At 70.6% G+C, this 26,756-nt stretch carries 27 protein-coding genes and 1 tRNA gene; 10 read left to right on the plus strand and 18 right to left on the minus strand.

Features of this window, described 5'->3' with window-relative positions; all coding sequences use genetic code 11:
* Positions 1-70 precede the first annotated feature (70 nt).
* A complete protein-coding gene (locus QRX60_RS11075) occupies positions 71-1,366 on the plus strand; it encodes a D-arabinono-1,4-lactone oxidase (RefSeq protein ID WP_286000682.1) in 1,296 nt (431 codons plus the stop codon).
* Here QRX60_RS11075 and QRX60_RS11080 read toward each other — a convergent pair.
* The 3 genes from QRX60_RS11080 to QRX60_RS11090 are packed head-to-tail and all read right to left on the minus strand — an operon-like array spanning position 1,363 to position 3,643.
* On the minus strand, positions 1,363-2,313 hold the full coding sequence (locus tag QRX60_RS11080; RefSeq protein ID WP_286000683.1) for a ribose-phosphate diphosphokinase: 951 nt from the start codon (positions 2,311-2,313) through the stop codon (positions 1,363-1,365). The two genes, QRX60_RS11075 and QRX60_RS11080, sit on opposite strands and share 4 nt — an antisense overlap.
* Entirely contained in the window at positions 2,310-2,960 is a 651-nt protein-coding gene (locus QRX60_RS11085; RefSeq protein ID WP_286000684.1) for an NAD(P)H-binding protein, read from the minus strand. Before QRX60_RS11085 ends, QRX60_RS11080 begins: the two co-directional genes overlap by 4 nt.
* A gap of 32 nt (positions 2,961-2,992) precedes the next feature.
* A complete protein-coding gene (locus QRX60_RS11090; RefSeq protein ID WP_286000685.1) occupies positions 2,993-3,643 on the minus strand; it encodes a hypothetical protein in 651 nt (216 codons plus the stop codon).
* Positions 3,644-4,065: 422 nt separating this feature from the next.
* Between QRX60_RS11090 and QRX60_RS11095 the strand changes: the two genes are divergently transcribed.
* Together QRX60_RS11095 and QRX60_RS11100 are read left to right on the plus strand one after the other, a co-directional pair.
* On the plus strand, positions 4,066-5,136 hold the full coding sequence (locus QRX60_RS11095) for an HpcH/HpaI aldolase/citrate lyase family protein (RefSeq protein WP_286000686.1): 1,071 nt from the start codon (positions 4,066-4,068) through the stop codon (positions 5,134-5,136).
* The gene (locus QRX60_RS11100; RefSeq protein ID WP_286000687.1) at positions 5,133-5,987 is read left to right on the plus strand and encodes an HpcH/HpaI aldolase/citrate lyase family protein; all 855 of its coding nucleotides are present in this window, start codon (positions 5,133-5,135) and stop codon (positions 5,985-5,987) included. Before QRX60_RS11095 ends, QRX60_RS11100 begins: the two co-directional genes overlap by 4 nt.
* A 15-nt stretch (positions 5,988-6,002) precedes the next feature.
* On the opposite strand, the gene QRX60_RS11105 is transcribed toward QRX60_RS11100, so the two are convergent.
* The 10 genes from QRX60_RS11105 to QRX60_RS11150 all read right to left on the minus strand — a co-directional run bounded on the left by QRX60_RS11105 (position 6,003) and on the right by QRX60_RS11150 (position 15,726).
* A complete protein-coding gene (locus tag QRX60_RS11105; RefSeq protein WP_286000688.1) occupies positions 6,003-6,848 on the minus strand; it encodes a CU044_5270 family protein in 846 nt (281 codons plus the stop codon).
* A complete protein-coding gene (locus QRX60_RS11110) occupies positions 6,841-7,353 on the minus strand; it encodes an RNA polymerase sigma factor (RefSeq protein ID WP_286000689.1) in 513 nt (170 codons plus the stop codon). Before QRX60_RS11110 ends, QRX60_RS11105 begins: the two co-directional genes overlap by 8 nt.
* A gap of 88 nt (positions 7,354-7,441) precedes the next feature.
* Positions 7,442-8,827 (minus strand): amidase, encoded by a 1,386-nt coding sequence (locus QRX60_RS11115; protein ID WP_286000690.1) that lies wholly within the window; start codon positions 8,825-8,827, stop codon positions 7,442-7,444.
* Between the two features lie 9 nt (positions 8,828-8,836).
* Positions 8,837-9,592, minus strand: coding sequence for an SDR family NAD(P)-dependent oxidoreductase (locus QRX60_RS11120; RefSeq protein WP_286000691.1), 756 nt, complete (start codon positions 9,590-9,592; stop codon positions 8,837-8,839).
* Positions 9,589-11,001, minus strand: a complete 1,413-nt coding sequence (locus QRX60_RS11125; RefSeq protein ID WP_286000692.1) for an aldehyde dehydrogenase family protein — start codon at positions 10,999-11,001, stop codon at positions 9,589-9,591. Before QRX60_RS11125 ends, QRX60_RS11120 begins: the two co-directional genes overlap by 4 nt.
* The gene (locus QRX60_RS11130; RefSeq protein WP_286000693.1) at positions 10,994-11,764 is read right to left on the minus strand and encodes an ABC transporter ATP-binding protein; all 771 of its coding nucleotides are present in this window, start codon (positions 11,762-11,764) and stop codon (positions 10,994-10,996) included. The genes QRX60_RS11125 and QRX60_RS11130 overlap by 8 nt, the downstream gene beginning before the upstream one ends.
* Positions 11,761-12,492: an ABC transporter ATP-binding protein gene (locus QRX60_RS11135; protein WP_286000694.1), complete on the minus strand. Its 732-nt coding sequence runs from the start codon at positions 12,490-12,492 to the stop codon at positions 11,761-11,763. Before QRX60_RS11135 ends, QRX60_RS11130 begins: the two co-directional genes overlap by 4 nt.
* Positions 12,489-13,295 (minus strand): ABC transporter permease, encoded by an 807-nt coding sequence (locus QRX60_RS11140; RefSeq protein WP_286000695.1) that lies wholly within the window; start codon positions 13,293-13,295, stop codon positions 12,489-12,491. Before QRX60_RS11140 ends, QRX60_RS11135 begins: the two co-directional genes overlap by 4 nt.
* A complete protein-coding gene (locus QRX60_RS11145; RefSeq protein ID WP_286000696.1) occupies positions 13,295-14,239 on the minus strand; it encodes an ABC transporter permease in 945 nt (314 codons plus the stop codon). The genes QRX60_RS11140 and QRX60_RS11145 overlap by 1 nt, the downstream gene beginning before the upstream one ends.
* Positions 14,236-15,726: an ABC transporter substrate-binding protein gene (locus QRX60_RS11150; protein WP_286000697.1), complete on the minus strand. Its 1,491-nt coding sequence runs from the start codon at positions 15,724-15,726 to the stop codon at positions 14,236-14,238. Before QRX60_RS11150 ends, QRX60_RS11145 begins: the two co-directional genes overlap by 4 nt.
* 66 nt (positions 15,727-15,792) lie before the next feature.
* Between QRX60_RS11150 and QRX60_RS11155 the strand changes: the two genes are divergently transcribed.
* Both QRX60_RS11155 and QRX60_RS11160 read left to right on the plus strand, forming a co-directional pair.
* Positions 15,793-16,539 carry a FadR/GntR family transcriptional regulator gene (locus tag QRX60_RS11155; RefSeq protein WP_286000698.1) on the plus strand — a complete coding sequence of 249 codons (747 nt, stop codon included), beginning with the start codon at positions 15,793-15,795 and terminating at the stop codon, positions 16,537-16,539.
* A gap of 10 nt (positions 16,540-16,549) precedes the next feature.
* On the plus strand, positions 16,550-17,584 hold the full coding sequence (locus QRX60_RS11160) for a patatin-like phospholipase family protein (RefSeq protein ID WP_286000699.1): 1,035 nt from the start codon (positions 16,550-16,552) through the stop codon (positions 17,582-17,584).
* On the opposite strand, the gene QRX60_RS11165 is transcribed toward QRX60_RS11160, so the two are convergent.
* Positions 17,581-18,168 (minus strand): class F sortase, encoded by a 588-nt coding sequence (locus tag QRX60_RS11165; protein ID WP_286000700.1) that lies wholly within the window; start codon positions 18,166-18,168, stop codon positions 17,581-17,583. The two genes, QRX60_RS11160 and QRX60_RS11165, sit on opposite strands and share 4 nt — an antisense overlap.
* Positions 18,165-18,707 carry a hypothetical protein gene (locus tag QRX60_RS11170; RefSeq protein ID WP_286000701.1) on the minus strand — a complete coding sequence of 181 codons (543 nt, stop codon included), beginning with the start codon at positions 18,705-18,707 and terminating at the stop codon, positions 18,165-18,167. The genes QRX60_RS11165 and QRX60_RS11170 overlap by 4 nt, the downstream gene beginning before the upstream one ends.
* 28 nt (positions 18,708-18,735) lie before the next feature.
* Here QRX60_RS11170 and QRX60_RS11175 point away from each other — a divergent pair, with 28 nt between their 5' ends.
* A complete protein-coding gene (locus QRX60_RS11175) occupies positions 18,736-18,963 on the plus strand; it encodes a hypothetical protein (RefSeq protein ID WP_286000702.1) in 228 nt (75 codons plus the stop codon).
* Between the two features lie 39 nt (positions 18,964-19,002).
* Here the strand turns inward: QRX60_RS11175 and QRX60_RS11180 are convergent, their stop codons facing one another.
* Both QRX60_RS11180 and QRX60_RS11185 read right to left on the minus strand, forming a co-directional pair.
* Positions 19,003-20,043, minus strand: a complete 1,041-nt coding sequence (locus QRX60_RS11180) for a trans-sulfuration enzyme family protein (RefSeq protein ID WP_286000703.1) — start codon at positions 20,041-20,043, stop codon at positions 19,003-19,005.
* A 93-nt stretch (positions 20,044-20,136) separates the two neighbouring features.
* Entirely contained in the window at positions 20,137-23,355 is a 3,219-nt protein-coding gene (locus QRX60_RS11185; protein ID WP_286000704.1) for a penicillin acylase family protein, read from the minus strand.
* A 139-nt stretch (positions 23,356-23,494) separates the two neighbouring features.
* Between QRX60_RS11185 and QRX60_RS11190 the strand changes: the two genes are divergently transcribed.
* The 4 genes from QRX60_RS11190 to QRX60_RS11205 all read left to right on the plus strand — a co-directional run bounded on the left by QRX60_RS11190 (position 23,495) and on the right by QRX60_RS11205 (position 26,423).
* Entirely contained in the window at positions 23,495-23,869 is a 375-nt protein-coding gene (locus QRX60_RS11190) for an FKBP-type peptidyl-prolyl cis-trans isomerase (RefSeq protein WP_155548343.1), read from the plus strand.
* 103 nt (positions 23,870-23,972) lie between these two features.
* Positions 23,973-24,725, plus strand: a complete 753-nt coding sequence (locus QRX60_RS11195; protein WP_286000705.1) for a S1 family peptidase — start codon at positions 23,973-23,975, stop codon at positions 24,723-24,725.
* Positions 24,726-24,814: 89 nt separating this feature from the next.
* Positions 24,815-25,567, plus strand: coding sequence for a S1 family peptidase (locus QRX60_RS11200; RefSeq protein ID WP_286000706.1), 753 nt, complete (start codon positions 24,815-24,817; stop codon positions 25,565-25,567).
* A gap of 115 nt (positions 25,568-25,682) precedes the next feature.
* Positions 25,683-26,423: a S1 family peptidase gene (locus QRX60_RS11205; protein WP_286000707.1), complete on the plus strand. Its 741-nt coding sequence runs from the start codon at positions 25,683-25,685 to the stop codon at positions 26,421-26,423.
* Positions 26,424-26,606: 183 nt separating this feature from the next.
* Here the strand turns inward: QRX60_RS11205 and QRX60_RS11210 are convergent.
* Positions 26,607-26,689, minus strand: a tRNA-Leu gene (locus QRX60_RS11210).
* Positions 26,690-26,756 lie beyond the last annotated feature (67 nt).

Genomic DNA, 26,756 nt, shown 5'->3' on the forward strand with positions numbered 1-26,756 from the left:
ACGAAGGCTTGAAACGCGAATACTATTCACTTACTGTTTCGGGCACTCGACGGATGAAGGGTGCGCGCGCATGACCCGGTGGACCAACTGGGCGGGCACGGCGTCCGCCTCACCGCAGCACGTTCACCAGCCGCGCAGTGCGGCGGAGATCGCGGCGACCGTCGAAGGCATCGCCGCGGCCGGCCGGACCGTGCGCCCCTGGGGCAGCGGGCACTCCTTCACCGCGATCGCCGTCGCCGACTCCGACGCCCTCGACCTGCGCAGCTGGACCGGCGTCGAGCGCGCCGACCTCGAAACCGGGCAGGTCACCGTCCGCTCGGGCACCACGATCAAGCAGCTCAACGCCGAGCTCGACGCGCTCGGGCTGGCCATGACCAACCTCGGCGACATCGACGCGCAGACCATCGCCGGCGCGATTTCCACCGGCACCCACGGCACCGGCGCACGCCTCGGCGGCATCGCCACCCAGATCGCCGCGCTCGAGCTCGTCCTCGCGGACGGCTCGGTCGTCACCTGCTCGGCCGACGAGCGCCCGGACCTCTTCGCCGCGGCCCGCGTCGGCCTCGGCGCGCTCGGCGTGATCACCACCGTCACGCTCCGGTGCGAGCCGTCGTTCGTGCTGCGCGCACAGGAACGGCCCGAGCCGCTGGAGCAGGTCCTCGAAGGCTTCCACGACTTCGCCGACCAGAACGAGCACTTCGAGTTCTACTGGTTCCCGTACGGCAAGAATGCGCTGGTCAAGCGCAACAACCGGTGCGAGACCGCGGAGCCGCTGAGCAAGGTCCGCGAGTTCGTCGACTACCGGATCATGGAGAACATCGCGTTCGGCGGCCTCTGCCGGACGGGCCGGCTGATGCCGCGGCTCGTGCCGTCGCTCGGCAGCTTCGCCTCGAACGTCCTCTCGGCGCGCGAGTACAGCGACACCTCGCACCGCGTCTTCGTCACCGCGCGCAACGTCCGGTTCACCGAAACGGAATACGCTGTTCCACGTGAATCAGTGCTCGACGTGCTCGCCGAACTACGGGCCGTGGTGCCGACGCTGAAGGACCCGGTGATGTTCCCGGTCGAGGTCCGGGTCGCCGCGGCCGACGACATCTGGCTGTCGACGGCGCAGGGCCGCGACTCCGCCTACATCGCCATCCACCAGTTCGTCGGCATGCCGTACCGCGAGTACTTCAGCGCGTTCGAGAAGATCGCCGGCGCCGTCGGCGGCCGCCCGCACTGGGGCAAGATGCACGACCTCGACGCCGGCGTCCTCCGCTCGCGCTACCCGCACTTCGACGACTTCCTGCGCGTGCGCAAGGAAACCGACCCCAACGGCGTCTTCAGCAACACCTACCTGGACCGGGTGCTCGGCCCGGCCTAGAAAAGCGCGGACACCGATTCGCCGTTGTGGATCCGGCGGATCGCCTCGGCCATGGCCGGCGCGATCGAGAGGATCTTCAGCTTTTCGGTGCGCTCCTCCTCGGGCACCGGAACCGTGTTGGTGCAGACGATCTCCAGGACCTCCGCCCGGCTGCCGATGCGCTCGATGGCCTTCGCCGCGAACAGCCCGTGGGTGCAGGCGACGCGAATCGAGCGCGGCTCCAGCTCGGCGAGCTTGTCGAGCAGTTCGAGGACCGTGCTGCCCTTGGCGATCTCGTCGTCGAGCACGATCACGTCGCGGCCGGTGATCTCGCCGATCACCGACGAGATCTGGACGCGGTCGTCCGGGAAGCGCTCCTTCGCACCGGCCGCGACCTGGACGCCGAGCAGACGCGCGAAGTGCGACGCCTCCTTCGCGTTGCCCAGGTCGGGCGAGACGACGGTGGTGCACGAGAGGTCGTACTGCCGGAAGTGCTTGGCCAGCTCCTGCAGCGCGTGCAGGTGGTCGACCGGAACGCTGAAGAAGCCGTGGACCTGCGGCGAGTGCAGGGTCATCGCGAGCACGCGGTTCGCACCCGCCGTGGTCAGCAGGTCGGCGACCAGGCGGCCGCCGAGGGAGATGCGCGGCGCGTCCTTCTTGTCCGACCGCGCGTACGAGTAGTGCGGCATCACGGCGGTGATCCGCGACGCCGAAGCGCCGCGTGCGGCGTCGAGCATCAGCAGGAGCTCGACCAGGTGTTCCTGCACCGGCTTCACGAGCGGCTGGATGATGAAGACGTCGCGCTCGCGGCAGTTCGCCTGGAGCTGCACTTCGAGGCAGTCGTTCGCGAACCGACGGATCTCCGCCGGCTGCAGCGGCACGCCCAGGTCGGCGCAGATCTCTTCGGCCAGCTCGGGGTGCGCGCTTCCGCTGAAAACAGCGATTTCTCTGGATGCTTGGCTGATCACAGTGCTGAAATCGCCTCACCGATGGTGGCTTCGCCGGAAATCAGTTCCAAGGTGCGGTGCGCGGAGGCGGGGGTGTCGAGCAGGCCGGCGAGCACGGCGGCGACGTCGTCGCGCGGCACCGAGCCGCGGCCGGTCTTCTCGGCGAGCAGGACCAGGCCGGTGCCGGCGTCGTCGGTGAGCTGGCCGGGCCGGAGGATCGTCCAGTCCAGGTCGCGGGCCTTGAGGTCGTCCTCCGCCGCGCGCTTGGCGCGCAGGTAGTGGCGGAACTCCTCGCTGACGTCGGGGTTCTCCGGGTTGTCGGCACCCATCGAGCCGACCTGGATGTGCCGCCGGACGCCGGCCCGCTCGGCCGCCTCGGCGAACAGCGCCGCGGCGCCGCGGTCCACAGTGTCCTTACGGGCGGGGCCGCTGCCCGGGCCGGCGCCGGCCGCGAAGATCGCGGCGTCGGCACCCTTCAGGACCTCGGCGACGGCGTCCACATCGGAGTTCTCCAGGTCGAGGACGACGGCCTGGGCGCCGGCGGCTTCGAGGTCCGCCGCGTGGGCGGGGTTGCGGATGATGCCGACCGCTTCGTCACCGCGCGCGGCGAGAAGCCGCTCGAGCCGCAGCGCGATCTGACCATGTCCACCTGCAATGACGACTCGCATGAGCCGACCCTATTACTGATCCGGCGAAACCGTCAGTCGAGGGCGGGGACCTCGGCGGTGCGGAGCAGGTGGTCGTAGACCAGCTCGTTCACCAGGCGGGAGACCGGGTCCTCGGCCAGCACGACGCGCTCGGTGCGGCCCTCGAGGTCGAGGTCGACGACCGCGTTCGGGTCGGCCGTCACGACGGCGAGGCCGTACGCGCGGGCCCGCGGCAGGCAGTTGCCGACGTAGTCCTCGGTGAGGACGGCCGGCGACGGCAGCACCATCGCGGCCTCGCCGTAGCGGGCGAACGGAACCGCGGAGGCCATCGCGGTGCGCCAGTGGCGCGCGACGACCAGGACGCCGACGATCTCGGCGGCCGGGGCGGGGGCGGTTCCGGCCAGCTCCGGCCAGGTCCAGGTGTCGACGGTGGCGCGGTCGGCCACCGGGCCGGCACCCATCGCGATGCGTTCGGCGTGCACGTCGGTGCGAAGCTTGGCGACCACGCAGACCTTGCGGCCGAGGATCGTGGTCTCGGGGAGGACGACGCCGTTCCAGCCCAGCTGGGCCGCGGCGGCGCGGGCGAGTTCGTCGACGCTCGCGGGGAGCTCGATCGGCGGCACCACACGGCTCGGCATCGACCGGCTGCGCTTCGCGCCACCGGCGACCGTCGAGCGCTCGGTGTTCTGAGGTGTAGCCGCCACGAGTCCGCCTCCTTCTAACCTGCACCGCTTCGTGACCGGTGAAAACCGGCACTCAATCTGTCTAACAGCGCGACGGCGCGGCGTCGCCGGGTAGTGCGAGTGGCTGCGATCGGCGGCGCCCAGCGGTCGATGACCGGTCGGTAGGCGGTCATCGGACTTCGGTCGAACGGTGCGGCCAACCGAGTGATCGCGAGGTGAGTGGCACTACCGTCCGCCTGCGACCGACTACCCGGGGCACGGTTCGACACACCCGGTCCAGCTAGCCCGTTCGGCGCAACCCGGAGGAAATCCACAGTGGACGCGGGCCGCTGAGCTGCGGATGTCCGGTGTCACCCACATGGCGGTGACTTACGCCGCAGCGGTGCCGCGTCCCCCGGACTAAAGTTACCCATCAGTCACTTAGTCGTCGCCGTGGAGGACCGATGCGCTCCCCGAAGGACTTCTTCGCCCCGCTCGCCCTGGGCGCGCCCGCCCCCGTGCGGGAAATCCCGGTGACACCGTCCCGGATGATCCACTTCTTCGACCCGGGCAACGAGAAGATGGCCGCGAAGGTGCCGGACATCGCGAAGAAGGTCGACGTCCTGCTCGGCAACCTCGAGGACGCCGTGCGCGCCGACCGCAAGGAGGCCGCGCGCGCCGGGCTCGTCGCCATCGCCAAGGCCAACGACTTCGGCAAGACGCAGCTGTGGACCCGGGTCAACAGCCTCGATTCGCCGTGGGTGCTCGACGACCTGGTGACGCTCGTCACCGAGATCGGCGACAAGCTCGACGTCATCATGGTGCCGAAGGTCGAGGGCGCGCAGGACATCCACTACGTCGACCGGCTGCTGGCCCAGCTCGAAGCGCGCGCCGGCCTCACCAAGCCGTTGCTGGTGCACGCGATCCTCGAGACGGCCAGCGGGGTGGCCAACGTGGAGGAGATCGCCGGCGCGAGCCCGCGCATGCAGGGCATCTCCCTCGGCCCGGCCGACCTGGCCGCGAGCCGCCGGATGAAGACGACCCGCGTCGGCGGCGGCCACCCCGGCTACCTGGTGCGCACCGACCCGACCGGCGACGACCTGACCGAGGGCCGGACGACCTACCAGCAGGACCTCTGGCACTACACGGTGGCGCGGATGGTCGACGCCTGCGCGATGCACGGGATCCTCCCGTACTACGGGCCGTTCGGGGACATCCGCGACGTCGTCGCGTGCGAGGACCAGTTCCGCAACGCGTTCCTGCTCGGCTGCGTCGGCGCGTGGAGCCTGCACCCGGTGCAGATCGACATCGCGAAGAAGGTGTTCTCGCCTTCGCCGTCCGATGTGGCCTGGGCCCGCAAGGTGATCGCCGAGATGGGCGACGGCACCGGCGCGGTGATGATCGACGGGAAGATGCAGGACGACGCGTCGGTGAAGCAGTGCCGCGTGGTCGCCGAACTGGCCGACGCCCTCGCGGCGGACGACCCCGAACTCGCGGCCGCCTACGACGCCGCCACCAAGGAGGCCCTCGGATGACCGAGCTGAAGCCGAGACGCTCTGTTCTCTACATGCCCGGCGCGAACGAACGCGCGCTGGAGAAGGCCAAGACGATCCCGGCGGACGCGCTGATCCTCGACCTCGAGGACGCCGTCGCGCCGGACGCCAAGGAAGCCGCGCGCGAGCGGGTCTGCGCCGCCGCTTCTTCGGGTGCCTACGGCACGCGCGAAGTGACCATCCGGGTCAACGGCCTGGACACCGAGTGGCACGACGCCGACCTGCGCGCGGCCGCGTCGGCCGGGCCGGCCGCGGTGGTCGTGCCGAAGGTGAACTCGGCGGCCGAGGTGCACAACATCGAGCGGGCGCTGGAGCTGGGAGGGGCGCCGGAGCACACGAAGATCTGGGCGATGGTGGAGACGCCGGTCGCGATGCTGCACGCCGAGGAGATCGCGGCGGCGTCCGAGCGGCTGACCGTGCTGGTGATGGGCACGAACGACCTGGCCAAGGAGCTGCACGCGGAGTTCGTCCCGGGCCGCGGGCCGCTGCTCGGTGGGCTGTCGCTGTGCCTGCTGGCCGCGCGCGCGACCGGCAAGGCGATCCTCGACGGCGTCTACAACGACGTGAAGGACCTTGCCGGGTTCGAAGAGGAGTGCAAGCAGGGCCGCCAGTACGGCTTCGACGGCAAGACGCTCATCCACCCGGGCCAGGTCGAGCCGTGCAACCGGATCTTCGCACCGTCCGAAGAGGAGATCGACCGGTCGCGGCGGATCATCGAGGCTTTCGAGAAGGCCGGCAGCGGCGTAGTCACCGTGGACGGCCGGATGATCGAAAACCTGCACGTCGACAACGCGCGGCGGGTGCTGGCACTGGCCGAGGCCGTCAAGAGCTGACGACCTCGGCCGGGCTCACTGCGGCAGGTCGTCCGTCCACTCGCCACTGACCGCGTACGTGTCACCGTTCGCGTCGTGGGCCGGCTGACCGTCCGGGCCCAAGAACACCGACGACCCGTCCACCTGGCCGGTCGCCGGGTCGACGACGAGGCGGCCACCGCCCGGCAGCCGCACGCCCTTGCCGTCCGGCAACGCGCTCACGTCCGGGTACGCGGCGATCGCGCGGAACGCCGCCGCCCGGACCGCCGGGGGCGCCGGCACGGTGGACACCAGGTCGATCAGGGACTGGAGCACCGCCGTGTCCCGCTGGTTCGCGGGGGTCCCGTGCCGCGTCAGCCCGTCCGCGAGCCAGTCGCGCAGGGCCGCCGGATCCGCGGGCAGCGCCAAGATCGTGCTGAGTGTGACGTCGTCGTCGCCGTTGATCCGGATGGGCCGGGCGCGGGGCAGGAGCTTGGCTTTGCCGTGGGTGATCTCGCCGCGGTACCACTCCTGCCCGTCGGTGGTCGTCCAGTACTCCCAGGTCGCCTTGCCCACCTTCGTCGTCGTGTGCCAGTACTTGCCGGCGCCGACCTGTGCGCGCTCGGCGGCCGTGGCCGCCGCCAGCAGGATCTGCCGGCCCGGGTCGACCGGCGCCACCGCCTGGGGAGGCGGCGGTGGGGCCGGCGGGCCGGGCACGGCCGTCACCACGACCGCGACGGCCGCCGCGGCGGCGGCGAGCCCGGCGCCGATCGCCAGCGGGAGCACCCGCTTGCGGCGCCGGCCGAGCATGTGGTTCTGCAGCCGGTGGCGGCTGCGGTCGACGACGTCCTGGGCCGGCTCGTCGGGGAGCAGCGCGGCGCGCAGCGTCTCCAGGTCAGTCATCGAGGGCCTCCGGGGCGAGAACGGGGGTGAGCTTCTTGCGGGCGCGCGTCAGCCGGGAGCCCACCGTGCCCGGGGAGATGCCGAGTGCCTGGGCGACTTCCGCGTAGCCGAGGTCGCCCAATGCCACGAGCAGCAGCACGTCACGCTCACCCGAGGTCAGCCGCGACAACGCTTTCGCCAGTTGCCCGCTCAAGGCGACGCGGTTTTCGTGGCCTTCGGCGGGCCGGGGCACCTCGATCCGCGCGAGCGCGCGGTAGTGGCGGGCCTCCTTGCGGCGATGCCTCGACACGAGGTTCGTCGCGATGCCGAACAGCCAGGCCCGCAGGTCGCCGCGGCTGACGTCGAACGTCTTCCGGCGGTCGTAGGCGACGAGGAACGTCTCGGCAGCGACGTCCTCCGCGGCCTGGGCCCCGAGCCGCCCCGCCACGTACCGGTGGACGGCCGCGAAGTACCGGTCGTGCACCTCGGTGAACTGCTCGATGTCGGTCACCGGGGCCGCCGTCATGGGGCTGCCTCAGTCATGGGGTTCCTTCCCGTCGGCGACAGCTTCACCACCACTTCGCCGCGGGCCCGGAACTCCTTCCGGTTTTCTTCTAGCCCACCGGCCAGGGACGTTGCGGCTCGCGAATGCCTTCATACGCCGCTGCCACGCGAAGCACCCCTACGTCGTCGAAGCGACGGCCCGTCAGCTGGAGGCCGATCGGGCGGCCGTCGTCGGTGTATCCGCAGTTCAGGGACACCGACGGCTGGCCGGACATGTTGTACGGCACGGTGAACGCGATGTGCTCGAACGGGCGGGCCGGGTCGTTCGTCGGGGACGCCCACTCGGCGGGCGGGGCCGCGACCGGGCACGTCGGGGACAGCACCACGTCGAACGCCGAGGACGCGCGCAGGGCCGCCACGCTGATCGCGTCGATCTGGGCGAATCCCCGGTAGACGTCCACTCCGGACACTTCCGCGCCGCCCGCGGCCCAGTCAGCGATGTAGGGCAGGACCTTCGCGCGCCGGTCGGGCGGCAGAGCCGACATGTCCGACCAGGCGCGCGTGCGCCAGAAGACGTCCAGGCCGCCGAGCATCTCGCGCGTGAGGAACGGCCCGACCGGCTCGACGATCGCGCCCGCGGCCTCGAAGGCCCGGGCCGCCGCCGTGACCGCGTCGCGCGTCGCCGGGTCCACCGGGAGACCGACCCCGGGGTCGAGGTGCAGGCCGACGCGCATCCCGGACAGGGAGCCGTCGAGTGCCGACCACGGCAGGTCGGCCGGCGGCAGGCTCAGGTGGTCACGTGCGTCGGGCGCGGACAGCACGCTCATCAGCAACGCCGTGTCGGCGACCGTGCGGGTCATCGGGCCGGCGACGCGCCCGAGGAACGGCGGGTCGACCGGCACGCGCCCGAAGCTGGGCTTGAGCCCGACCAGCCCGCACCAGCCCGCGGGCAGCCGGATCGAGCCGCCGATGTCGGTGCCGACGTGCAGCGGGCCGTACCCCGCGGCGGCCGCTGCCCCGGCGCCCGCGCTGGATCCGCCGGGCGTGGCCGACGTCCGCCACGGGTTCCGCGCGGTGGCGTGGAAGCTCGACAGCCCGGACGTCAGCATCCCGTAGTCCGGCATGGTCGTCTTGGCCAGCAGGACGCCGCCGGACTCGCGCACCCGCGCGGCCGCCGGTGCGTCTTCGGCCGCGGGGACCAGCGCGGTGACCGCCGTGCCCAGCGGTACCGGGGTGCCGCGCGTGGCGATGTTCTCCTTGAGCGTCAGCGGGACGCCGTCGATCGGGCCCAGCGGTTCGCCGGACGCCCAGCGAGCCTCGGACGCCTTCGCGTCATCGCGAGCCGCCGAAGGGTCGTACGCGTACAACGCGTGCAACTCGGGCTCGCGCGCCTCGATGCGTGCGAGAACGGCTTCGGTCACCTCGATCGGCGAGAGCGTCTTCGCGCGGTACTGCGCGACGAGTTCGACAGCGGTCAGGTCGGGCAACTCAGGCATGAACGCTCCTCACGAGGCGGGCGGTTCGAAGCGGCCGTCGACGGCGGTCCAGCCGCCGTCGACCGCGAGCACGGAGCCGGTCACGAACGACGAAGCGTCCGAAGCGAGGTACACGACGGCGCCGGCGAGCTCGTCCGGACGCGCCCAGCGGCCCAACGCACCCTTCGTCGCGTACGCGGCGTACCACTCCGGGTTCGCCTTGATCTGCTTGGTCAGCGGAGTCTCGACGACGCCGGGGGCGATCGCGTTGACCCGCACCCCGGCCGGGCCGAACTCCGCGGCGGCCGTCCGGAGCAGCTGGACGAGCCCGGCTTTCGTCGCCGCGTACGGGCCCTGACCGGGTTCGACGGTCGTCCCGCGGATCGACGAGAAACCGATGATGCTCCCCCGCCCCCGCGCGACCATGTCGGCTCCGAAGACGCGGACGACCTCGAACGACACCCCGAGGTTCAGCGCGATGACGCGGTCGAACTCCTCCCGCGTGTAGTCCAGCAACCGTTTGCGGACGTTCGTCGCGGCGGTCAGCACGACGATGTCCTGCGGGCCGAGGTCCGTCGCCGCGCGGTCGATCGCGCCGGGTTCGAGCAGGTCGACCTCGTACACCTCGCCGACGCCGGACTCGCGTGCGGCTTCGACGTCGCGGTCGGCGCACACGACGTCAGCACCGTGCGCGGCCAAGGCCCGCGCGGCTTCGCGGCCGATGCCTCCCGCGCCGAGCACGACCGCACGGCGGCCGTCCAGCCGGAAGAGGTTCTCGTAGTTCACGGGCGCAGCACCGCCATCCTCGTCACGGTCAGCTCTTCGACCGCGAACCGCGGCCCTTCGCGGCCGATGCCGGAGTCCTTCACGCCGCCGTAGGGCATGGTGTCGGAGCGGAAGCCGGGCACCTCGTTGACGATGACGCCGCCGACCTCCAGCTCGTCGAGCGCGCGGAACGCCGTGTTCAAGGACTTGCTGTAGACGCTGGCGTGGAGCCCGTAGCGGGACGCGTTCACCGCGGCGAAGGCTTCGTCCACATCGGACACCGTGCGCACGCAGACGACCGGGCCGAAGATCTCCTCGTCCCACACCTCGACACCGTCCGGGACGTCGAGCAGGACGGTCGGCCGCAGCACTGTGCCGTCGATGCCACCGCCGACTTGGCGGGCGCCGGACTTCTCGATCCACGCGGCGACGCGTTCGGTGGAAGCGGGGTCGATCAGCGCGGACACCCGCGTCTTCTCGTCGCGGGGATCGCCGACGACGACCTCGTCCAGCCGCTCGAGGAGCCGTTCGGTGAACTCGGCCGCCACCGACGCGACGACCAGGACCCGTTGCACCGAAATGCACGCCTGGCCGGACGCGTAGAAACCGCCGCGCACCACGGCGTCCACCGCCGCCTCGAGGTCGGCGTCTTCCGCGACGACGAGCGCCGCGTTCGAACCCAGCTCCAGCAGGGTCTTCGTCGGGGCCGCGTCGCGGGCGATGCGGTGGCCGACCGCGGCCGAGCCGGTGAACGAGACCGCGCCGATCCGGCGGTCGGTCGTCAACGCCGCGCCGACAGCGGCGTCCCCGGTGACCAGCTGGACCATCGCCGGCAGCGGGGCGAGCTGCCGGATCAGGTGCACCAGCCGGAGCGTGGCCAACGGCGTCTGCGGTGCCGGCTTGACGATCACCGGGCAGCCGGCGGCGATGGCGGGCGCGATCTTGTGCGACGCCAGCAGCAGCGGGTAGTTGAAGCCCGCGATGCCGACGACGACGCCGATCGGCTTGCGCTTCCAGAACCCGACCAGCCCGTCGCCCGAGGGCAGGAGGTCCAGCGGCACGGTCTCGCCGTGCAGCCGGGACACCTCTTCGGCGGCGGCTTCCCACGTGACGATCGTGCGCGCGACCTCGACGCGGCAGTCGACCAGCGGCTTGCCGGTCTCCAGCACGAGCAGGTTCTCGAACTCTTCGCGCCGTTCCCGCAGGGCGTGAGCGACGTCGTTGAGCAGCTTGCGGCGAGTCCGCGAAGGCAGCGAGGCCACTTCGCGCGCGACGGCGACGGCCTCGCCGACAGCACGAGCAGCCAGCTCCGGCGTCCCGATCGGTGCGGTGCCGACGACACTCCCGTCGTAGGGGAAAACGATTTCTCCGGTATCCACAGTGGACACCCAGTCCGCGCCGACCGGCAGGCCGTCCGGGTGGTCAGTCATCGTCACCTCCGCTCAACCGGGCGAGTTCCGCACGCAGGTTCGGCGCGGCGGCCAGCAGCTCCCGGGTGTACTCGTGCCGCGGCGCGTCGTAGACCTGCTCGACGGCACCCAGCTCGACGATCTCGCCGCGGCGCATCACCGCGACGCGGTCGCACACGTGCCGGACGACGCCGAGGTCGTGCGACACGAAGATCAGCGTCAGCGCGAACTGCTCCACCAACGACGCGAGCAGGTCGAGGATCTGGCCGCGCACGGACACGTCCAGCGCGCTGACCGGCTCGTCGGCGATCAGCACGCTCGGGTTCGGCGCCAGCGCGCGGGCGATCGAGATCCGCTGCCGCTGGCCGCCGGAGAACTGGTGCGGGTACCGGCCCGCCGCGTCCGCGGGGAGCCCGACCGCCGCCAGCAGCTCGTCGACGAGCTTCGGGTTCCGGCGCCCCAGCGGTTCGGAGATGATGTCGGCGACGCGCATCCGCGGGTCGAGCGAACCCATCGGGTCCTGGAAGACGATCTGCAGTTCGGAGCGAAGGAAACCCAGCTTCCGCTCCGGGACGTCGTCGATGCGCCGGCCTTGGAACGAGACCGTGCCGGCGGTCGGCTTGTCCAGCGCGGCCAGCAGCCGCACCAGCGTGGACTTGCCCGAGCCGGACTCGCCGACGATGCCGAACCGCTGTCCCGCTTCGACGTCGAAGCTGACTCCGCGCAACGCGTGGACGTCCCGGCGGGCGTACCGCCGTTCGAGGTCGCGGACTTCGATGATCATCGGCGGGCCTCCAGATCCGAGGCGTCGAGGAGCTTCCGCGTGTACTCGTGCTTCGGCGACGTCAGCACTTCGCGCGTCGAGCCCGCTTCGACGATCTCGCCGTCCAGCATCACCAGCACGCGCTCGCACACCGACGCGACCACCGCGAGGTCGTGCGTGATGAACAGCAACGCACTCTCGGCGGGCAACGACGTCTTGACGAGCGAAAGGATCTGCGCCTGCACCGTGACGTCGAGGGCGGTGGTCGGCTCGTCGCAGATCAGCAGCGACGGCTCGTTGGCCAGCGCCATCGCCAGCACCACCCGCTGCCGCTGCCCGCCGGACAGCTGGTGCGGGTACGCGCGGGCGGTGCCCGGCAGCCCGACGGCTGCCAGCAGGTCTTCGGCTCGATGGCGGCGACCGTGGATCCGGCCGGGCTCGGTGACCTGGCGGCCGACGCGCATGGCCGGGTTCAGCGCCGTCATCGGCTCCTGGAAGACCATGGCCAGCTCGTCACCGCGCAGCCGGGACAGGTCCTTTTCGGACATTCCCAGCAGCTCGCGACCGCCGAGCCGGATCGAGCCGGACGCCCGCAGTTCCTCGGGCAGCAGGCCCATGATCGCCAGCGCCGTCAGCGACTTCCCGGACCCGGACTCCCCGATCAGGCCGACGCGCTCCCCCGCCCCGATCTCGAACGAGACGTCGCGGACGAGCGAAGAGACACTGAGTCCCGTGACCGAGAGCGTCATACCTTCGCCGCCAATCGGGGATCCAGGCGGTCGCGCAGGCCGTCGCCGAGGAGGTTGAAGCCCAGCACGGCGACGGCGATCGCGATGCCCGGCACCAGCGCCAGCCGCGGGTGCACGGTCAGCAGTTCCTGGGACTCCTGCAGCATCCGGCCCCACGACGGCGTCGGCGGCCGGGTGCCGAAGCCGAGGAACGACAACGCCGCTTCGGCGAGCACGGCGATCGCGAACGACACCGACGCCTGCACGATCAGCAGTCCCGAGATGTTCGGCAGCACGTGCCGCACCGCGATGGTCAGCCGCGACCGGCCGCCGGCGCGGGCGGCGAGCACGAACTCGGTGCTCATCACCTGCAGCGTCCCGGACCGGGCGATCCGCGCGAACGACGGGATCGTCGCGATGCCGATCGCGACCATCGCGGTCAGCGTGTCCGCCCCGAACACCGCGCCGAACATGATCGCCAGCAGCAGCGCGGGGAACGCCAGCCCGAGGTCGTTGACCCGCATGACGAACTCGCCGAGCCACCGCGGCGACATCCCGGCGAGGATCCCCAGCGGCGTGCCGACGACGGCGGCGATGCCGACCGCGACCACGCCGACGTACAGCGTGGTCCGCGCGCCGACCATGATCTGGCTGAGCACGTCCCGGCCGAACTTGTCCGTGCCGAAGAGGTTCGCGCCCCCGAACCCCAGGAGCCGGTGCGCCGCGTCGACCTTCACCGGGTCGAACGGCGTCCACACGAACGACAGCAACGCGGCCAGCACGACCAGGCCGACGAGCACCCCGCCGATGACGAGACTGCGCATCACGAACCTCGCAATCGCGGGTCGAGCACGGTGTAGAGGACATCGACGACGAAATTGATCAGCAGCACGCCGACCACCAGCACGAGCACGATGCCCTGCACGGTCAGCAGGTCGCGGGCGGCGACGGCGTCCAGCAGCATCGAGCCCAGGCCCGGCAGCACGAACACGCGCTCGACGACGACCGCGCCGATCAGCAGCGTCGCCAGCTGCAACCCCAGCACGGTGACCACCGGGACCGACGCGTTGCGCAAGCCGTGGCGCACCAAAGCCTGTCCCGGCCGCAAGCCCTTCGACCGCGCGGTCCGGAGGTAGTCCTGGCCCAGCGTGTCGAGCACGGCCGAGCGCACGTAGCGCGTGAGCACCGCGCCCTGCACCAGGCCCAGCGACAACGCCGGGAGGATCAGCCCGCGGACGAACTCGCCGGCGTCCTGGTCCGGCGGTGTCCACCCGCCCGACGGCAGCCAGCGCAGCTGCACGGCGAAGATCTGCACGAGGATGATCCCGGCGAGGAACGCGGGGATCGCGACACCGACCTGCGACAACCCGGAAACGCTCGCACCGGAGGCCTTCCGGTGCTTCACCGCGGCGAACGACCCGGCCGGCACGGCGATCACCAGCGCCACCACCATGCCGGCGCCGACCAGCCAGAGCGTGACGCCGAGCCGGTCGAGCAGCTGCGGGCCGATCGCGTCGCGGGTGACGTACGAGCGGCCGAAGTCGCCGTGCAGCACGCCACCGATCCAGTCGAAGTACTGCGTGACCAGCGGCCGGTCGATGCCGAACTCCGCGCGCGTCTTGGCCAGCAGCTCCGGCGTCGCGTTGACGCCGAGCGCGACCTGCGCCGGATCGCCCGGCAGCACGGCCATGAACAGGAACACCACGATCGACGCGACCAGCACGCTGACCACGAAGATCGCCACCCGGCGCAGCACCCTGGCCGTCATCGCGGTGCCAGCCCGGTGAGGTCGAACGACTCGCTGACCTGGTTCTGCACGAACCCGCCGACCTTCGCCTTCGCCACGATGACGTTGGGGAACAGGAACAGCCAGTCCGCGGCCGCGTCGGTGTTCAGCTGCCGCGCCACCTGCTTCATGTCCGCGACCTGCTGCTCCGGCGTGCCGCTGTCGGCTTCGGCGAGCAGCTGCTGGACACGCTTGCTGTCGTAGCCCCAGTAGTACTTCGGCTTCCCGAACGTCGTGATGTCGCGGGCCTCGACGTGCTGGATGATCGACAGGTCGTAGTCGTGGTCGGTGAACACCTGCTTGAGCCACACCGCCGGGAAGTCGAGGGGTTCGATCGTGGTCCGGACACCGACGTCGGCGAGCTGCGACTGCACGACCTGCGCGGCCGACACCGCGTAGGGCAGGTTCGGGATCCGCAGCCGCAGGTTCAGGTTCGTCGCGTGTGCCTCGGTCAGCAGCGCTTCCGCCTTGGCCGGGTCGAACGGGTGGACGTTCGCCAGGTCCTCGTACCAGGGATCGGTCGGCGGGACCATGCTGCCGATCAGCGTGCCGCGGCCCGCCCACGCCGTGTCCAGCAACGCCTTCCGGTCGATCGCGTACGTCAGCGCCTGGCGCACGCGGACGTCGTTCAGCGGCGCCCGTGCGTTGTTCATCGCGAGCGTGACCTCGCTGTTCGACGTGCCCTGGACGACCTGGAACCGGTCGTCGGCCTGGAACTGCGGGATCGAGTCGGGCGCGGTGATCGCGGAGATGACGTCGATCCCGTTGCTGTAGAGCGCGTTGTTCAGCGCGGTCGGGTCCTTGATGTACTTGAGGACCACCGTGGCGTACGCCGGTTTCCGGCCCCAGTAGGCGGGATTCGCCGTCAGCACCACGGAGTCGCCGCGCTTGCGAGCGGCCACGACGTACGGACCGGTGCCGACGGGTTTGTTCGCGAGATCCGCGACCCCGGTCGGGCTGAACATCGCGCCGAGCCGGCTGGTGAGGCTGAACAGCCAGCCGTTGGACGGCTTCGACAGCACGACCCGCGCGTGGTCCGGCGCGACGACGTCGACGTGGTCGACGACGTCCATCGTGGACTTGATCGAGATCGTCCAGTCGGTCTTCACGCGCAGCAGGGAGAACTTGACGTCCTCGGCGGTGAACGGCGCACCGTTGCTGAACTTGACGCCCGGCCGCAGCTGGAAGTCGTAGGTCTTGCGGTCCGGGCTGATCGTCCACGACTTCGCGAGCAGCGGCACGACCTTGCCCTGCGAGTCGAGCTTCACCAGGCCTTCGTAGACGTTGTAGAGCAACGCCTGCGGGATCGCCGCACCGTCGGTACGGGTGAAGTCGAAGTTCGCCGGCTCCGCCGAGAACCCGACGGAAAGCGTGTCCGGGCCGGCGGAAACGCTCGCCGACGAGCCGGCCGAGCAGCCGGACGCCACGAGCAGCAGCGCCGCTGCCAGCACGGGAATCCGGGCTTTCATCTGGCCTCCAGGTCGGTACACTGGTCTGACCAGTAGCCTGCACGCGACGGACGTCGAGGTCAAGGGATGCGGTTCGAACCGGTGGCTCCGGTCCGCGCGTACGAGCGGGTCGTCGAGCAGATCGAGCAGGCCGTCGTCAGCGGTGCGCTCAAGCCGGGGGAACGCCTGCCCAGCGAACGCGAGCTGATGACGCAGTTCGGCGTCGGCCGCTCGACCGTCCGGGAAGCCCTGCGGGTGCTCCAAGCCGCCGAAATGATCCGCTCACGGCCCGGTGACCCGCGGGGGCCGGAGGTGCTGGCCGCGTCGCCGGCGGCGTTGCACCGCTCGATGCACCGGCTCGCGCGCGCCGACCACGTCGGACTTGCCGAACTGCTGCAGTTCCGGATGATCCTCGACGGCTCGGCCCACCTGCTCGCCGCCGAACTGCGCACCGACGACGACCTGACCGGCCTCGACACGGCGCTGGAGGCGATGCGCGAAGGAGTCTCGCACGGCTATGCGGAGTTCAGCCGCGCCGACGTCGCCTTCCACGAAGTCATCGCGCGCATCTCGCGCAATCCCCTGCTGGTGGTCAGCGAAGAAGTCGTGCGCGGAGTCGTGCTGGAGCTGATCGAGGACAAGCTGGAACACGCCAGCAACCGGACTTCGCTGATGCGCGCGTGGCTCTCCCACCACGCCGAAGTGCTCGACGCGATCCGCTCGGCCGACGGCGCCGGCGCGGCCCACCTGGCCAAGCAGGCGTTGTACGACAACTACGCCGAATACGTGCCCGCCGCGCAGCGACCGCTGCTGACGCCGTTGCTGCGGTCCTAGACTCGGCGGGATGGACACGGCGAAACGGGACGGCGCCGGGCTCGCGCTCTCCGGGGGCGGCTATCGCGCGATGCTCTTCCACGCCGGCGCACTCTGGCGCCTCAACGAACTCGGCTGGCTGCCCAAGCTGACCACCGTCTCGAGCGTCTCCGGTGGTTCGATCGCCGCCGGCGTCCTGGCGCACGCGTGGCACAAGCTGTGGTTCGGCGACGACGGCGTTGCGGAGAACTTCGGCAAGGAAGTCGTGCAGCCGCTGCGGAAACTGGCCCGCACCAACCTCGACATCCCGGTGACGCTGAAGGCCATGGTGATGCCGTGGCGCAGTGCCGGCGAGGAGCTGGCGCGCCGCTACGCGAAGCACCTCTTCGGCGACTGCCGCCTGGCGGACCTCGACCCGGCCGGGCCGAACTTCGTGTTCACCGCGACCAGCCTGCAGGACGGCTCGCTGTGGTGGTTCTTCCGGCAGCCCGGCCCGCACGGGCAGGTGCCGCTGGCGACGGCGGTGGCCGCGTCCTCGGCCTTCCCGCCGATGCTCTCGCCGGTCGTGATCCCGGATCCGCACAAGCCGGACCGCAGGATCGTGCTCAGCGACGCCGGCGTGTACGACAACCTCGGCCTCGACCCGATCGAGAACCAGCGGGCGACCGTCCTGGTAAGCGACGCCGGCAAGAAGATGAAGCACGAGGAGAAGCCGCAGCAGAACTGGCCGATGCAGTTGTTCCGCGTGCTGACGGTGATGGACAACCAGGTCCGCGAGCTGCGCACCGGCTCCCTGCTGAAGTCCTACCAGGACAAGCAGTTCGCCGGCACCTACTGGGCGACCTACAGCGACATCACGCACTTCGAACTGCCGGACGCCCTGCCCGCGCCGATCGAGCGGACCCGCGCACTGGCCGAGACGAAGACGCGGCTGGCCAGGATGTCCGAGCAGGTGCAGGACCGGCTGGTCAACTGGGGCTACGCCGCCTGCGACGCCGGGATGCGCAGGTGGGTCGACCCGGCCGCGGTCGCGCCGGAGCGGTTCCCCTACCCGGGCGGCGTTTAGGCCGCGAGGTTCGCGTAGACGACGATGTTGTCCTTGTAGCTGTGCTCGGCGTGGTCGAACGCGCCACCGCAGGTGATCAGGCGCAGCTCGGGCTTGTCGCTGTTGCCGTAGACGGCGTCGCGCGGGAACGTGTCCTTCGGGACCTGTGTGACGCGGTCGACGACGAACTTCAGCTTCTTGCCGTCGCTGCGGTCGATGTCCACCTCGTCGCCGGGCACGAGGTCCTTGAGCTTGAAGAAGATGCCGGGCTTCTTGTCGCCGTCGACGTGCCCGAGCACGATCGCCGGGCCGACGTCACCGGGCACCGGGGAGAGCTTGTACCAGGCGGCCTGCATCGGCTGGTGCACCGACGGGACGGAGATCGAGCCGTCGATCTTGACCGCGACGGCGAGCAGGGTGGACTCCGCGCCGATCTTGGGGATCTTCACCGACGTCGGCTGGAGCCCCTTGAACGGCTTGGTGACCGGGATCGACGACGTGACAGGTGCGCCCGCCGCGGCGGGCTTCGGCGCCTCCGCGGCACTGCAGCCGGCCAGGACCAGGGCGAGCGCGGCAACGGCCGCGCCCGCCCAGCGAACCGTCACCGGGCCGTGCCGCCGAAGCCCGTCTCGACCCCGCCCTTGGGCGCGACCTTGACCTGGGCCTTCGGAGCAGCGTTGCCGGATGCGGTGGTGGTCGTCGTGACGGTCGTGGCCGAGGTCGCCGTGGTGATCGGCGCGGTGCTCGACGGCGAGGCACTGGTGCTGGTGCTCGGGCTCGTCGAGGTCGGCGGCTGCTCCTGCTCGAACTCCACGATGCCCTCGCCGTCCTGCTTCCCGCAGGTCCAGCTGAACTTTCCGGTCGTGGTGCCCGCGGGCAGGCTGGTGACGCGCACGGTGTAGTTCCAGAGCAGGCCGTTCGCGCCGTCCTGGTCCGGTCCGCTGGTGACGTCGAGGTACTGCGTCGCCACGTTCCCGGGCGCCCCGGCCGCGCAGGCGATGACCAGGACCCCTTCGCCGCCGACGCCGACGAAGCCGTGGCCGACGTTGTCCTGCTGAGGGTCGTCGTCCTTCGGAGGCTCCTGGGTGTCGCCTTCGACCTCGGGCTCGGCCTTGGGCGCGATCCGCTTGTCGGTGGTCTTCACCTCGGACCGGGTCGGGTCGGAAGTCGCGATGCCCGAAGTCGACGAGGGGACCGTGGCCGGCGCGTCCGAAGTGGTCGTGCTCGTCGGGCTGCTCGAAGTCTCCGATGTCGACGTGCTGGTTTCCGTGGTCGACGTGGGGGTTTCGTCCTGTGCCAGCGCGACCGGCGCGGCGGCGAAAGTGGCCAGCGCAGCTGCCGAAACGACACCTGCGACCCGGTTCAGCGTTCTACCCACGACGACTCCCAACGGCGGTTGATCAGCGATGTCGCGACTATCGACGATTTGTCGACCGGCGTTACTCCGCTAACGCGGTGTTCAGGTCCCGCCACAGGTCGTCAGGGTCTTCCAGGCCGACGCTGAACCTGATCAGTCCCGGGGGGACCCGCTCCTCGCCCGCGAGCCACGCCCGCCGTTCGACCAGGCTTTCCACGCCGCCGAGGCTCGTCGCGGGGCGGATCAGCCGGACGGCCGCGCAGAACCGGTCGGCCGTCTCGGCGTCGGCCAGGTCGAACGAGACCATCATCCCGAAGCCGGGGTAGCGCACGCGCGTCACCGCGGGGTGCTCGCCAAGACGCGAAGCCAGCAGCGCGGCGGTGCGGGACTGCTCGGCCAGCCGGACCGGCATGGTCCGCAGGCCGCGCAGCGCGAGCCAAGCCTCCAGCGCACCCGGCGTCGAGCCGACGCGGGTCCGCGCCCCCTTCAGCTCCGCCGCCACCTCGGGATCCTTGGCCACCGTGATGCCGAGCAGCAGGTCGCTGTGCCCGCCGATGAGCTTGGTCGCGCTGTGCACGACGACGTCGGCACCCAGGTCCAGGGGCCGCTGCTGCAGCGGCGTCGCGAAGGTGTTGTCGACGACGACCCGGCCGCGCGCGGCGGCGGCGATCGGCTCGATGTCCATCACGTCGAGGGTCGGGTTGGTCGGCGATTCGAGCCAGACCAGGTCGGACGTCGCGGCCTCGGCGACCCAGGCCGCGGTGTCGGTCGGCTCGAGCTCGGTGACGGCGAGCTTGCCGAGCTTCTGCGCGTGGGCGAGCACCCCGCGCGTCACGGCGTAGCTGAACGTCGGCACGACCACCCGCGACCCGACCGGCAGCAGGTCCAGCACCGCGGACAGCGTCGCGACGCCGGACGCGAACGCCGTCGCGTGACCGCCTTCGAGCGCCCCGACGGCTTCTTCCAGGGCGTGCCAGGTCGGCGTCCCGTCGCTGCGCGCGTACCCGAAATCGCCACCGGCCTCATACGTGCTGGTGGCGACGAGCGGGGTGTTCAGCGGCTCGCCGGGGCCGTGCGGCCGGCCGGCGGCGATGGCCTTGGTGCGGGGCGTCCAGTCGTCCATGCGCCTCACGGTAACCGCAGGTCAGCCACCGGTCACTGTGACGAAGACGGCCGGTCCGCCCACGCGTCCGCGGGCGAACCGGCCTGGCTCCTTCTAGTGGGCGTAGACCTCGAACTCGTAGAGCGAGTACCCGTACTTCGTGCCGCGCTGGACGCCCTGCATCTTTACGAACCTCGCCGACGTCGGCGCGAACGAAACGTTGTCCTGCCCGCCGTTTCCGTCCGTGACGACCGCCGCGTCCGTCCAGTTCACCGCGTCCGGCGAGGTCTGGATCTTGTAGCCCTTGCCGTAGGCGGACTCCCAGCTCAACGCCACCCGCGAGACCTGCTGCACCGAACCGAGGTCGACGGTGATCGCCTGGTCGTCGCTCCAGTCGCTGGCCCAGCGGGTCGAGGCGTTCCCGTCGATCGCGTTCGACGCCGGCGAGTTGTAGAAGCCGGTCTCGGCGCTCGTGGCGCTGACCGTCTTCCCCGGCGCGAGGTTCGCGATGGTGTCCCCGCGGTGGGCGGTGTACTCGACGACCTGCTGGAACGTCGGGCGGTTCTGCCAGCTGATCTTGTCCTGCGTGATGCCGCCGAGCGCGGTGTGCACGATCGTGTCGGCGCACCACTGGTCGCCGGCCGAGCAGGACGCGTCACCGGGGTAGACGGTGTTCGCGGCCTGGCCGGCGGCCGTGGTCAGCGAGTCGACGAGCGCCTGTCGGCACGTCGTGACGTTCCCGCCACCGCAGAACGTCTGGCCGAGCGGGCCGGCCACCGGCTGGCCGAGCACCTGCCGGATGTCCTTGCTGACGTAACCCCACCAGCCGAACTGGAACGACGAGCCCTTGTGCGGCTGGCCGGTGTGCTGGCCGTTGCCGTTCTGGAAACCGGACGGGCTTTCGTTGATGCCCAGCACGCCGGTCATCGCGTTGTAGACGTCGTCGCCCATGCCCGGCTTGAACTCCGCCTGGACCAGCAGCGGCCACCAGGCGTCGAAGATGCGGATCGCGTCGGCGTCCGCGTACGCCTTGCTCCCCGGCGAAGTCTCCTTGCGCAGCTGGCCGTTCGAGAGCCACGTCTTGAGCTTCGCCTCGGCGTCCGCGGCCGCGCCGGTGGTCGGCGTCTTGTCGAGCACCTGCAGCAGCAGCGGCAGGACGCGCTCGGCCCGCAGGTCGGCGAGCGCGGCGTCCTCCATCGCCTGGGTCAGGTTGACCCGGGTGACCTTGGTGCCGCTGGAGATCAGCTTCTTCACCCGCGAGTCGAGCAGGTCGACGCGGTGCACGGCGGACTTGTCCGCGCCCGCGGCCGCGTAGCCGTTGGCCTGCGCGTTGTTCCAGCTGACGTAGTAGTCCTGGTTGACCGACTGCGGGTGCTGCGACGCCGGCGTGTAGGTCGCCACGTTGCCGGCCGGGTTCCAGCCGTTCCAGTCGTGGCCCTGGTCGCCCCACACCGGCATGTTCGGATCCACATTGGACTGCCGGGAGGGGTTGCTGCCCGAGTTGAAGTACGCGATGTCCTTCGAGTCGGCGTAGAACCAGTTGAACGTGTAGTTGATGTCGGCCGCGGCCTTCTGGAAGTCGGCCGCGGACTTGACGAAGCCCGGGTCGTTCAGCTCCTGGAAGCCGATCAGCGAGTCGACCTCGTGGAAGTAGGACGAGCGCAGCGCCGCGTACGCCACCGGCTTGCCGCCGACTGTCGCCCGGCTCTGCACCGGCCCGTACTTCGTCCGGTAGCTGCGCAGGGTGTACGACCCCGCCGCGGTCCCGTCGGCCACCGTCGGCTTCCAGGCGTTCTTGACCTCGACGGTGTCCATCGGGATGCACTGGCCTTGCCAGGTGTAGTAGTTCGAGTCCTTCGTCGGCGCCTTGCCGCTCGGGTCGCACAGCGTCAGCGCGTAGGTGTCGATGATGTCCTGCGCCGACGTCGTCGCGCTCCACGAGTAGTCCTGGCCGCGGCCGAGGAGCGTGTACATGCTCAGCCCGGCGAAGGCCGCGCCGCGCGAGCTGATGCCCGGACCCTGCAGCTCCTGCAACAGCAGCAGCTGCGGCGCGAAGTAGCCGGTCTGCGGGCCGAACACCGCGACCGGGTGGCCGCTGGCGGTCTTCGCGCCGGAGACGAGCAGCGCGTTGGACATGCCGTGCTTCTCGCTCAGCATGTTGCCCGGCAGCACGCCGTTGTCGAACATGCCGCGGGCGGGCTCCTGGTCGGCGGGCGCCGGGACGTCCACAGTGGACGGCGTCGCGGCGGCGGCCGAGCCGGTCTTGTCGAACACCAGCTGCTGCCCGGTCACCGAGCCCTTGTCCGGCATGGCCTGCCCGACCGCGTTGGCCGGCGTCTTGCCGTACGGGAAGGTCTGGCCGTCGTGCAGCGTCTTGACGGCTTCGGGGTCGTCCTCCGAGCGCAGGCTCTGCCACACCTTCTCGCCCTGCACGACGCCGTACTTCTCCTGCATCGCGAGCTTCGCGACGGCGTTCTGCACTTCACCGCCACCGCCCGCGCCGAACTCGGCGCCGACCAGCGAAGCCAGCGCGACGAGGTCGGTCAGCTTGAACGGGTCGATCGTGCCGGCGTTGGTGATCGCGTCGACGTGCCCGGTCAGCACGTACTCGCCCGGGAAGTACCGGCCACTGTGGGAGTCGTTGATGTACTTGTTGATGCCGTCGACGTAGGCCTGCGCGTCGGCGAGGCCCTGCGCGCCCCGCGGGCCGCTGCTCGCTACGCGGTCGATCTGCTGCTGCAGCTCGGCCTCGGTGTACGGCGCGTTCGCGAAGAACTGCTGCTCGAGCTCGCGGTTGGCCTCGGCGCCACCGGCGAACGGCGTGACCTGGCCGCGGGCGGCGTGGCGCAGGACGTCCATCAGCCACAGCCGGTCCTGCGCGGCGGCGTACCCGGCACCGAACTCGGTGCCGGCGCGGGTGGTCCCGGTGATGTGCGGGACGCCGAGCGCCTTGTCCCGGACGATCGTGACGTCCGAACGCGGCTGCGTCGTGCTCGCGACCTGGTCGGCCGCGACGCCGAACGACGAGTCGTTGAAGTACTGGCTGATGGTGCCGGTGGTCAGCGTCTTGTAGCCGCCCGCCAGGGACGCGTACTTGCCGATCTGGTCCGCGGCGTGGTCGGGCCGGGTGCCGAGCACCTTGTGCGCCAGGATCTCGGCGAGGGTGGCGCTGCCCTGTTCGCCGGGCGGCAGGATGTCGTTGCACTGCCCGCCGCAGTAGTCGTCGGGCGACGCGGCCGCCTGTGCGGCCGGAGCGGTGACGGCGACCTGGGTGAGACCGGCCACGAGGGCCCCCAGTGCCGTCAAGGTCAGGGCGCGGATGCCACGTCGCATGCCGGGCTCCCCTCAGTCAGAAGAGTGACGAAGCGCACGCTACCGAGCAGTAGCCGAAGTGTGAAGACTTTTCGCGTTTTTCAGCCCTTGGACGTAGTCCGTTCGGCGCAGCCTCGCGCGCGTGGGTACGGTGAGTGCCATGACCTTGGAAAAGCCCCAGATCGACCGCCCCGAGGGCAACCCTCCGGCCGACCTCGAGATCACCGACATCACGGTCGGTGACGGCGCGGAGGCCACGCCCGGCAAGGCCGTCACCGTGCACTACGTCGGTGTCTCCCACTCGACCGGCGAAGAGTTCGACGCGTCCTGGAACCGCGGCGAGCCGCTGCGCTTCGGCCTCGGCGCCGGCCAGGTCATCTCCGGCTGGGACCAGGGTGTCGCCGGCATGAAGATCGGCGGCCGGCGCAAGCTCGTCATCCCGCCGCACCTGGGCTACGGCGACCGCGGCGCGGGCGGCGTCATCAAGCCGGGCGAGACCCTGATCTTCGTCGTCGACCTGGTCGGCGTTAACTGACTTCCCGGCGGTGGCGGGGATTCCCGCCACCGCCGCACGGGTTTTCGCTACCCTCGCCCCCATCGCCGGCCCCGAAGCCGGCCCTGATCCGGGGGTTTTTCCCATGCGCACTCGCGCTTTGCTCTCCGCAACACTCTTCGCGCTCGCCGCGGCGGTGGTCACCGCGGCACCGGCTTCGGCCGTGGCCAACGGCGCCGACGTCCCCCAGGGGACGTTCAAGTTCGCCGCGAAGCTGACCATGACGGACATCCCGAAGCCCGACGGCACCAAGTACAACAGCGCCTGCTCGGGTTCCCTGATCGCCAAGAAGTGGATCATCACGGCCGGCCACTGCTTCCACGACGCGGCCCGCAACCCGGTGTCCGGCCCGGTGCCGTACCCGACTTCGGTCCTGCTGGGCACGACCACCGTGGACAAGCCGGGCGTCACCCGCAACGTCGTCACGGTGTACCAGTCACCGAGCAACGACATCGCGATCGCCGAGCTCGACAAGCCGGTCTTCGGCATCGAGCCGCTGACGCTCAACCGCCGGACGCCGTCGATCGACCAGAAGGTCGTGCTGGCGGGCTGGGGCAGCCTCACCTCGGTCGACCCGACCCCGGGCACGAAGCTGCAGCAGGGCGTCATGAAGGTCGCCACGGTCGACCCGCAGTACGTGGGCGTGAAGGGCTTCGCCCCGACGTCGACGACGAGCGCGTGCACCTACGACTCGGGCGCCCCGTACTTCGTCCCGTCGGGCAAGGGCGGCCGCATCGTTTCGGTCGAAAGCGACGGTCCGGACTGCCCGCACGATCAGGCCGAAACCACCGCGCGCGTCGACGTCGTGGCGGACTGGATCGCTTCGCACTTGGGCTGAACGGCGTATTTTCCCGCGGCGCGGCGTCACTACCCTCGAAAGTGATCACCGGCCTTCGACCGCCGGTGCGTGACAAGGGGGATCCACCGATGCGCGTTCGCGCCGTGTTCTCTGCTGCCCTTTTGACGCTGGCCGCCGGTCTCGCCACCGCGGGACCGGCGGCCGCCGTGGCCAACGGCTCCGACGTCCCGGCGGGGACGTTCCAGTTCGCCGCCAAGCTGACCATGACGAACATCCCGAAGCCCGACGGCTCGAAGTACAACAGCGCCTGCTCCGGCGCGCTGATCGCGGCGAAGTGGATCATCACCGCGGGCCACTGCTTCCACGACGCCAACCGCAACCGCGTCTCCGGCCCGGTGCCGTACCCGACTTCGGTGCTGCTCGGCACGGTCGACCAGAGCACGCCGGGCGTGACCCGCACCGTCGTCACGGTGTACCAGGCGAGCGCCAACGACATCGCGATCGCGACGCTCGACGCGGACGTCCCCGACATCACGCCGCTGACGGTCAACCGGGTCACGCCGTCGGCCGGACAGCTGCTGACCCTCGCCGGCTGGGGCAGTCTCACCGCCACGAACCCCACGCCTTCGACCAAGCTGCAGCAGGGGACCGTGAAGGTCGGCCAGGTCGCCGCCTCGACGATCGGTGTCCAGGGCGTCGCACCGACGTCGACCACGAGCGCCTGCGTGTACGACTCGGGCGCGCCCTACTTCGTCGCGGGTGGCAGCGGCGGCCAGCTGGTGTCCGTCGAGTCCACCGGACCCGACTGCCCGCACAACCAGCTCGAGACCACTTCGCGGGTGGACGTGGTCGCGGACTGGATCGCTTCGCACACCGGCTGACCTCCTTCCGGGCGTCACCCGGTGGTCCACCGGGTGACGCCCGGCCAGGGAATTCCGCGGGGACCGCGGCGGCCCTAACGTCGAACGTCGACCATCGACTCGACGAAGGGGAAGAATGCGCCTGCGCGCCCTGCTCGCCGCTGCTGTCCTGACCACCGCCACCGCCCCTGCCGCCTTGGCCGCGCCAGGGATCGCCCACGGCACCGACGTCCCGGCGGGCCAGTTCGGCTTCGTCACGAAGCTCTCGATGACGAAGATCCCGCGCCCGGACGGCTCCACGTACAGCAGCTACTGCACCGGCTCCCTGATCGCCCCGGGCTGGGTCCTGACCACGGGCCACTGCTTCCACGACGCGAACCGCAACCGCGTCTCGGGCAAGGTCCCGTACCCGACCACCGCCACCCTGGGCCTGGTCGACGAAGCCACCGAATCCGGGGTGGCGCGCAAGGTCACCGAGGTGGTCCAGGCCAACGAGAACGACGTGGCCCTGATCAAGCTCGACACCCCGGTTACGACGGTCCAGCCCCTGAAGGTGACCCACGCGGCACCGAAGGTCGGCCGGCAGCTGACGCTGGCCGGCTGGGGCAGCTTGACGGGCACCGACCCCAAGCCGGCGTCCCGCATGCAGCAGGGCACGGTGGCGGTGGCCAAGGTGGAGCCGACCACCCTGGGCGTCCGCGGGGCGGCGCCGGAGATCACCACGAGCGCGTGCACGTACGACTCAGGAGCTCCGTACTTCACCGAGACCGAACTGGTGGCGGTGGAGGCAACGGGCCCCGGCTGCCCCCATGCGGGCATCGAGACGACCAGCCGGGTCGACATCCTGGCCGCGTGGATCACCAAGACGACGGCTTGATACACCCGAATCTCCGCCGTGAGCGAACACCACGCAGAGCCAAACGGGTGATATTCCCCACCAACCTCAGCCACGCTGGAAGGTGAGGAGAGGCGCCGTGGGGGTCCGGAGGCTCGGCCCCCGGGAGAAATAGGAAAACGGGAAGAGGCCCGGTCGCTAGCGCGACCGGGCCTCTGAACAGCGTGGGCGAGGAGGGAGTTGAACCCTCACGTCCTTTCGGACACACGGACCTGAACCGTGCGCGTCTGCCATTCCGCCACTCGCCCGAGTGCTTCTCTCTGACAGCGAGGAGAAGACTAGCAGGTCGTTTGAGCGGGTTTCACCGGGGGCCGT

It is taken from the genome of Amycolatopsis mongoliensis (assembly GCF_030285665.1).
GTDB classification, from domain to species: Bacteria; Actinomycetota; Actinomycetes; order Mycobacteriales; family Pseudonocardiaceae; genus Amycolatopsis; species Amycolatopsis mongoliensis.

Coding starts and splice junctions, on each gene's coding strand:
- QRX60_RS11190 (WP_155548343.1), top strand. CDS start 23,495: ATGACCTTGGAAAAGCCCCAGATCGACCGCCCCGAGGGCAACCCTCCG.
- QRX60_RS11130 (WP_286000693.1), bottom strand. CDS start 11,764: ATGATCATCGAAGTCCGCGACCTCGAACGGCGGTACGCCCGCCGGGAC.
- QRX60_RS11180 (WP_286000703.1), bottom strand. CDS start 20,043: ATGGACGACTGGACGCCCCGCACCAAGGCCATCGCCGCCGGCCGGCCG.
- QRX60_RS11095 (WP_286000686.1), top strand. CDS start 4,066: ATGCGCTCCCCGAAGGACTTCTTCGCCCCGCTCGCCCTGGGCGCGCCC.
- QRX60_RS11185 (WP_286000704.1), bottom strand. CDS start 23,355: ATGCGACGTGGCATCCGCGCCCTGACCTTGACGGCACTGGGGGCCCTC.
- QRX60_RS11200 (WP_286000706.1), top strand. CDS start 24,815: ATGCGCGTTCGCGCCGTGTTCTCTGCTGCCCTTTTGACGCTGGCCGCC.
- QRX60_RS11175 (WP_286000702.1), top strand. CDS start 18,736: ATGCCCGAAGTCGACGAGGGGACCGTGGCCGGCGCGTCCGAAGTGGTC.
- QRX60_RS11100 (WP_286000687.1), top strand. CDS start 5,133: ATGACCGAGCTGAAGCCGAGACGCTCTGTTCTCTACATGCCCGGCGCG.
- QRX60_RS11085 (WP_286000684.1), bottom strand. CDS start 2,960: ATGCGAGTCGTCATTGCAGGTGGACATGGTCAGATCGCGCTGCGGCTC.
- QRX60_RS11125 (WP_286000692.1), bottom strand. CDS start 11,001: ATGACTGACCACCCGGACGGCCTGCCGGTCGGCGCGGACTGGGTGTCC.
- QRX60_RS11135 (WP_286000694.1), bottom strand. CDS start 12,492: ATGACGCTCTCGGTCACGGGACTCAGTGTCTCTTCGCTCGTCCGCGAC.
- QRX60_RS11075 (WP_286000682.1), top strand. CDS start 71: ATGACCCGGTGGACCAACTGGGCGGGCACGGCGTCCGCCTCACCGCAG.
- QRX60_RS11105 (WP_286000688.1), bottom strand. CDS start 6,848: ATGACTGACCTGGAGACGCTGCGCGCCGCGCTGCTCCCCGACGAGCCG.
- QRX60_RS11205 (WP_286000707.1), top strand. CDS start 25,683: ATGCGCCTGCGCGCCCTGCTCGCCGCTGCTGTCCTGACCACCGCCACC.
- QRX60_RS11150 (WP_286000697.1), bottom strand. CDS start 15,726: ATGAAAGCCCGGATTCCCGTGCTGGCAGCGGCGCTGCTGCTCGTGGCG.
- QRX60_RS11115 (WP_286000690.1), bottom strand. CDS start 8,827: ATGCCTGAGTTGCCCGACCTGACCGCTGTCGAACTCGTCGCGCAGTAC.
- QRX60_RS11145 (WP_286000696.1), bottom strand. CDS start 14,239: ATGACGGCCAGGGTGCTGCGCCGGGTGGCGATCTTCGTGGTCAGCGTG.
- QRX60_RS11160 (WP_286000699.1), top strand. CDS start 16,550: ATGGACACGGCGAAACGGGACGGCGCCGGGCTCGCGCTCTCCGGGGGC.
- QRX60_RS11140 (WP_286000695.1), bottom strand. CDS start 13,295: ATGCGCAGTCTCGTCATCGGCGGGGTGCTCGTCGGCCTGGTCGTGCTG.
- QRX60_RS11155 (WP_286000698.1), top strand. CDS start 15,793: ATGCGGTTCGAACCGGTGGCTCCGGTCCGCGCGTACGAGCGGGTCGTC.
- QRX60_RS11110 (WP_286000689.1), bottom strand. CDS start 7,353: ATGACGGCGGCCCCGGTGACCGACATCGAGCAGTTCACCGAGGTGCAC.
- QRX60_RS11195 (WP_286000705.1), top strand. CDS start 23,973: ATGCGCACTCGCGCTTTGCTCTCCGCAACACTCTTCGCGCTCGCCGCG.